This window comes from Streptosporangium sp. NPDC006013, assembly GCF_040614275.1.
GTDB lineage: Bacteria > Actinomycetota > Actinomycetes > Streptosporangiales > Streptosporangiaceae > Streptosporangium.
The window spans coordinates 1-6107 of record NZ_JBEXUE010000554.1 but is presented as its reverse complement, the minus strand read 5'-3'; the positions used below and the strand labels follow the sequence as shown (position 1 = coordinate 6107).

General features: G+C 71.2%; 6 protein-coding genes. 5 read left to right on the top strand and 1 reads right to left on the bottom strand.

What is annotated here, in order from left to right:
• Positions 1-248: 248 nt before the first annotated feature.
• A complete protein-coding gene (locus ABZ260_RS44720; protein ID WP_355630231.1) occupies positions 249-1910 on the top strand; it encodes a DUF6350 family protein in 1662 nt (553 codons plus the stop codon).
• A 61-nt stretch (positions 1911-1971) separates the two neighbouring features.
• Here the strand turns inward: ABZ260_RS44720 and ABZ260_RS44715 are convergent, their stop codons facing one another.
• A complete protein-coding gene (locus ABZ260_RS44715) occupies positions 1972-2382 on the bottom strand; it encodes a hypothetical protein (RefSeq protein ID WP_355567815.1) in 411 nt (136 codons plus the stop codon).
• A 79-nt stretch (positions 2383-2461) separates the two neighbouring features.
• On the opposite strand from ABZ260_RS44715, the gene purN reads away from it, so the two are divergent.
• The 4 genes from purN to ABZ260_RS44695 all read left to right on the top strand — a co-directional run bounded on the left by purN (position 2462) and on the right by ABZ260_RS44695 (position 5880).
• On the top strand, positions 2462-3082 hold the full coding sequence (gene purN / locus ABZ260_RS44710; RefSeq protein ID WP_355567818.1) for a phosphoribosylglycinamide formyltransferase: 621 nt from the start codon (positions 2462-2464) through the stop codon (positions 3080-3082).
• A gap of 45 nt (positions 3083-3127) precedes the next feature.
• A complete protein-coding gene (gene purH, locus ABZ260_RS44705; RefSeq protein ID WP_350911599.1) occupies positions 3128-4672 on the top strand; it encodes a bifunctional phosphoribosylaminoimidazolecarboxamide formyltransferase/IMP cyclohydrolase in 1545 nt (514 codons plus the stop codon).
• Between the two features lie 151 nt (positions 4673-4823).
• A complete protein-coding gene (locus tag ABZ260_RS44700) occupies positions 4824-5006 on the top strand; it encodes a hypothetical protein (RefSeq protein WP_350911601.1) in 183 nt (60 codons plus the stop codon).
• Between the two features lie 13 nt (positions 5007-5019).
• Positions 5020-5880, top strand: a complete 861-nt coding sequence (locus tag ABZ260_RS44695) for a bifunctional methylenetetrahydrofolate dehydrogenase/methenyltetrahydrofolate cyclohydrolase (RefSeq protein WP_355630228.1) — start codon at positions 5020-5022, stop codon at positions 5878-5880.
• Positions 5881-6107 lie beyond the last annotated feature (227 nt).

Below are 6107 nucleotides of genomic sequence, written 5' to 3'. Positions count from 1 at the left end.
TGGGCGCCAGCGTGCCGTGGGTGCCCTTGCACTCGGTGCCGGCGGCGCAGTTCAGCCGGCCGGCTGTCCCGTATCGGTGACCGCCGGGATGGCACGGGCGGGATGGCACGGGGAAGACCGCGCGCGGCGCGCGGGGTGTCCCGGACCGGCTTCGCCGGAATACCACAGGCCGCTTCTGGCACGCCGTCCGCGACACGCGGGGCGCGGAAGTCTCTTCCGCACCGAAGATCCTGAGACCATCGACTACTGTGACGGCCCTCTTCGATCAGCTCCGGACGGCTCCCCGCAACGTCCTCAGCCGTATCCCCCTGCCCGGCCTCACGGGTGACGACGACGACGTCCGCCGGCCGCTTCCCGTCTCCGGGATGCTCGCGGCCGCCTGGACGCTCGGCGTGGGGCTGGCGGTGCTCACCACGCTCACCCTGGTCGGCTGGATCGCCGCACCGCGCGGCGCGCTCGGTTCCGGTCTGCCCGCGGTGTTCCGTACCGCCTCGCAGCTCTGGCTGGCCGCGCACCACGCGGGCTTCGCGATCCCCGGCGGCTCGGTGGGCCTGCTCCCGCTCGGACTGACGGTCCTGCCCGCCTTCCTGCTGTACCGCGCCGGGATGTGGATGGCCAGGGACGCGGACCTGCGGCTCCGGCTGCCCGCCAGGCTGCCCAAGAACACTCCCAGGGAGGTGTCCAACGCCCGTCGCAGGGCACAGCTGATCCTGATCGCCCAGGCGGGCATCTCACTGGCGGCGCCGTACGCGCTGCTGGCCGGGATCATCGCGCTGGTCGCCAGGAACGAGATCACCCAGCCCTTCCTCGGTGAAGTGCTGGTCAGCCATCTGGTGCTGGCCTTCATCGCGGGCTCCGTGGCCGTCGCCAGGACGATCGGGCCCTGGCGATCGATGCTGCGCCTGCTGCCCGAGCGGCTGCGCTCGGTGGTGGTCGGCACGTCCGCGGCGCTGATGATCATGCTCGTGGCGGGCGCCGTCATGGTGCTCGGGGCCGTCGCGGTCAACTTCGGGCAGGTCGGGGAGCTGTCCGGGATCCTTTCCCCGGGATTCGTCGGCGGGCTGCTGCTCCTGCTGATCCAGGGGCTCTACCTGCTCAACGCCGTCATCTGGGGCATGGCCTACATCGCGGGACCCGGTTTCGCGGTCGGCACCGGCACGCTGGTCGCGCCGACGGGCGTGCAACTGGGCACGGTGCCGAGCCTGCCGATCCTGGGCGCGCTGCCGGAGGCGGGCCCGACCCCCGCCTGGGTGATGGTCGTGATCGCGGTGCCTTTCCTGGCCGGCGCGGTGGCGGGCGTCCTGGTCGTCCGGATCTCGCCCTCCCCCTCGTACGAGGGAGCACCGCTGTGGGGGTTCGCCTGCGGGCTGGCGACCGGGGCGGTGGCGGGTCTGCTGGCGGCGCTCTCCGGTGGCCCGCTCGGCGGCGCGAGGCTGTCCGCGGTGGGACCGGCGGGGTGGGAGGTGATGCTCTCGGTGACGCTGGAGGTGGGTGTCGCGGCGGGGATCGCCGCCGGGCTGGCCAACTGGTGGCTGATCTTCCGGGGGCACAACGCGGCGGTCACCAAGGCGGCGGCCAGGGTCGGCACGGCCACCGCGCCGGTCCGCAAGGCCGGAGTCAAGATCGCCAAGGCCGCCGGCTCGGTGGCCAGCAAGGTCGGCTTCGCCGAGTCGGAGGAGCTCCGCAAGCTCCCCGGTCACTGGCTGGACGCCACGGAGTGCGACACCCAGCCGATCCCGGTCATCAGGGACGACTGGGAGGACGAGCACGCCTCGGCCGCCGCGGAGAGCTCGCCGAAGGCCCACCGCCCCGAGCCGCCGCGCCCGCCCCGGCGCGACATCGTCGACGAGACCGACGACAAGGGCGGCCATGTGATCTACGTCGACCCCTACGCCTGGGACCGCGACTGAGCGCTATCGCGGATCACCTGCCCGGCCGTCTCGTCCCAGGCGTGTCGATCAGGCGACCCGCTCAGGGAGGGAAGGGGAACTGCAGCTGGCCGGGCTGGACGAAGGGCATCTTCTTCTCCATGGCCCGCTCAAGCCGCTCCACGCAATCGTTCTGCGCCGAGATGGTGCCCGCTCCCTTACCGCACTCGGTATAGGCGGCCAGCTCGTCGCTGAAGTAGAACTGCATCGCGGTCACCCCGGCCGACACCAGCAGCGCCCCGGCGGAGAGCACGATGCCCGCCACGGCGGTGCCGATGGGTTTAGGGACGGAACGCAGCGCGGGGATCGCACGGATTGAGGTGACAAGGGCGAAAATCGCCATGACGAGTCCCGCGAGGGGGAGCACCAACGTCATCACCACCGCGGTGACCGCGAGCCATAGGGCCCTTCGACCGGCGCTCTCGGTGGACCGTACCTGGACCGGCAGTGTCACCTGACCTCCTTGCATCGTTCGTGCGGACAGGCCGATACCCTTGCAGCGGCGTGAGTCCCCGTCCGAATGGAGTGCGTCGGTGTCATCCCAGGCCGTTCGGCTTGTGGTCCTCGTGTCCGGTTCTGGAACCAACCTACAGGCCCTTCTGGACGCTGTGGCAGACGAGACCTACGGCGCCAGAGTGGTGGCCGTGGGTGCCGATCGCGGCGGTGTCGAGGGGCTGGCACGCGCGCAGCGCGCGGGGGTGCCGACCTTCGTGGAGAGGATGGCCGACCATCCCACCCGGGAGGACTGGGATCGGGCGCTCGCCGCCCGCATCGCGGCGTACCGGCCGGACCTCGTGGTCTGCGCGGGGTTCATGAAGATTCTCGGCAAGCCGACGCTGGAGGCCTTCCCGGTCCTCAACACCCATCCCGCGCTGCTGCCCTCCTTCCCGGGCGCGCACGGTGTGCGCGACGCGCTCTCGTACGGCGTGCGTGTCACCGGCTGCACCGTGATGCTCGCCGACGCGGGTGTCGACACCGGGCCGATCATCGCCCAGGAGGCCGTGCCCGTGCTGGACGACGACGACGAGGCGGCACTGCACGAGCGCATCAAGTCCGTCGAGCGGCATCTGCTCGTCGACACCGTCGGCCGGATGGCCCGCGAGGGCTGGACCGTCATCGGCAGGACTGTTCGATTCGGACGACCCGGTGGATGAGCCGGGCGCCCCGGAGAAACCGGAACCAACCAGGAGGAGCACGAAGTGACCCGCATCGCCATCCGGCGCGCGTTGATCGCGGTGTATGACAAGAGCGGGCTGGAGGAGTTGGCCCGTGGGCTCGACGCCGCGGGTGTGGAGATCGTCTCCACCGGGGGCACCGCCGCGAAGATCACCTCTTTCGGCGTCCCCGTCACTCCCGTCGAGTCGCTGACCGGCTTCCCCGAGTGCCTCGACGGCCGGGTCAAGACGCTGCACCCGCGCGTGCACGCCGGCCTGCTGGCCGACGGTGGCAACCCCTCCCACGTCAAGCAGCTCGAAGAGCTGGAGATCGAGCCGTTCGAGCTGGTGGTGGTCAACCTCTACCCGTTCCAGGAGACCGTGGCCTCCGGCGCCTCCGGCGCCGAGTGCGTGGAGCAGATCGACATCGGCGGTCCCGCGATGATCCGGGCCGGGGCCAAGAACCACGGCACCGCCGCGGTCGTGGTCGACCCGGCCTCCTACGGTGACGTGCTCGCCGCGGTCGCCGCGGGCGGCTTCACCCTCACCGAGCGCCGCCGTCTGGCCGCCGCCGCGTACGCGCACACCGCCTCCTACGACACCGCGGTGGCCACCTGGTTCGCGGACGTCTACGCGGCCGAGGAGGGCGTGTGGCCGGGCTACCTGGGCGCGGCCTGGGAGCTCAAGTCGCCGCTGCGCTACGGCGAGAACCCGCACCAGGGCGCGGCCCTGTACTCCAGCGGGAAAGCCGGCCTGGCGGACGCCGAGCAACTGCACGGCAAGGAGATGTCCTACAACAACTACCTGGACGCCGACGCCGCCTGGCGGGCGGCGTGGGACTTCGACGGGCCCGCCGTGGCGATCATCAAGCACCAGAACCCGTGCGGCATCGCGGTCGGCGCCGACGTCGCCGAGGCGCACCGCAAGGCACACGCCTGCGACCCCGTCTCCGCGTACGGCGGCGTGATCGCGGTCAACGCGGAGGTGACCGAGGAACTGGCCCGCCAGATCGCCGAGGTGTTCACCGAGGTCGTGGTGGCCCCCTCCTACACGGCCGAGGCGCTGGCGCAGCTCACCGGTAAGAAGAACATCCGGCTGCTGGCCTGTCCGCGGGGGCCGTCCAACCCGCTGGAGTTCCGCCGGATCGACGGCGGCCTGCTGGTGCAGAACGCCGACCGGGTCGACGCCCCGGGCGACGACCCGTCCACCTGGGAACTGAAGGCGGGGCCCGCCGCCTCCGCCGAGGTCCTCGCGGATCTGGCCTTCGCCTGGAGGGCGTGCCGCTCGGTGAAGTCCAACGCGATCCTGCTGGCCGCGGACGGCGCGAGCGTGGGCGTCGGCATGGGCCAGGTCAACCGGGTCGACTCGGCGCGGCTCGCGGTCTCCAGGGCGGGCGAGCGCGTCCAGGGGGCCGCGGCGGCCTCCGACGCGTTCTTCCCCTTCGCCGACGGCCTGCAGATCCTCATCGACGCGGGAGTGAAGGCGGTCGTGGAGCCGGGTGGCTCGATCAGGGACGAGGAGGTCATCGCCGCGGCCGAGGCGGCGGGAGTGACCCTCTACTTCACCGGCACCCGTCACTTCTTCCACTGATCTCCTCTCTCGGGTGCGGCTGCCGCACAGGTGTGGCAGCCGCACCCGGGAGATAGGAGAGTGGCGAATTAGACAGGATTACTTGGGTGAAAAAGGTTTGACCTGCGATTAGTCTGAAGCGTCCCTTTCGTTCCTGTCGCGGAGACCCCTCATGCCACTGCTCGACCACGCTCTGTACTCCTTTGTGATCATGCAGGATTTCTGGGGTAGCCCATGGATGATGATCATCATCGCGCTCGGTGCGGCCTACCTCGGCGGGCGGGTCGTGGAGTGGATCCCCTTCACCCGCAGGATCATCGAGCGGAGGGAAGCGGAGCGCGATCCGTCCTCGTGAGAGGGTTGGCGGTATGAGTGCGCGGATTCTCGACGGCAAGGCCACAGCGGCAAAGATCAAGGCAGATCTCACGACGCGGGTGACCGCGCTGAAGGAGCAGGGCATCGTCCCCGGGCTCGGCACGGTTCTGGTGGGAGAGGACCCGGGCAGCCAGATCTACGTGGCGGGCAAGCACCGCGACTGCGCGGAGGTCGGCATCTCCTCCCTCCGCAGGGACCTGCCGGAGAACGCCACCCAGGCCGAGGTCGAGGCGGTCGTCGACGAGCTCAACGCCTCCGAGGAGTGCACCGGCTACATCGTCCAGCTCCCGCTGCCCCGTCACCTCGACACGCAGGCGCTGATCGAGCGGATGGACCCGGCGAAGGACGCCGACGGCCTCCACCCGGCCAACCTGGGCCGTCTGGTCCACATGGTCGACGCGCCGCTGCCCTGCACGCCGTACGGCATCGTCGTGCTCCTGCAGGAGTACGGGGTGCCGCTCAAGGGGGCGGAGGTCGTCGTGGTCGGCCGCGGCATCACCGTGGGCCGCTCGCTCGGCCTGCTGCTGACCCGCCGCTCGGAGAACGCCACGGTCACCCTCTGCCACACCGGCACCCAGGACCTCGCGGCCCACACCAGGCGCGCCGACATCGTCGTCGCCGCGGCCGGGGTGCCGCATCTGATCACCGCGGACATGGTGAAGCCGGGCGCCGCCGTGCTGGACGTCGGCGTCTCCCGGGTCGACGGGAAGATCGCCGGTGACATCGCCCCCGGCGTCGAGGAGGTCGCGGGCTTCCTCACCCCCAACCCCGGCGGTGTGGGCCCGATGACCCGGGCCATGCTGCTCACCAACGTGGTCGAGGCCGCGGAGAGGCGCGCCCGCGAGCGGGGCTGACCCCGCGGGCAGGCAGGAACCCGGGTAAGGGCCGGTCCCATCGGGCCGGCCTCACGAGGCCGGCTTCGCGGGACAGACCTCATCGAAGAAGTCCCACCGGACAGACCTCGCCGAGCAGGGCGATATCCCCGGGTGACCGGTCCCGCCCTGGCTGCCGGGAGCCGGTCGCGTGGAAGACGGCATTGGCGATCGCGGCGGCGGTGCCGACGATCCCCACCTCGCCGATG

Bases quoted from the DNA above. Each gene is read 5' to 3' on its own strand.
- ABZ260_RS44695 (WP_355630228.1), top strand. From the start codon at position 5,020: ATGAGTGCGCGGATTCTCGACGGCAAGGCCACAGCGGCAAAGATCAAG.
- ABZ260_RS44700 (WP_350911601.1), top strand. From the start codon at position 4,824: ATGCCACTGCTCGACCACGCTCTGTACTCCTTTGTGATCATGCAGGAT.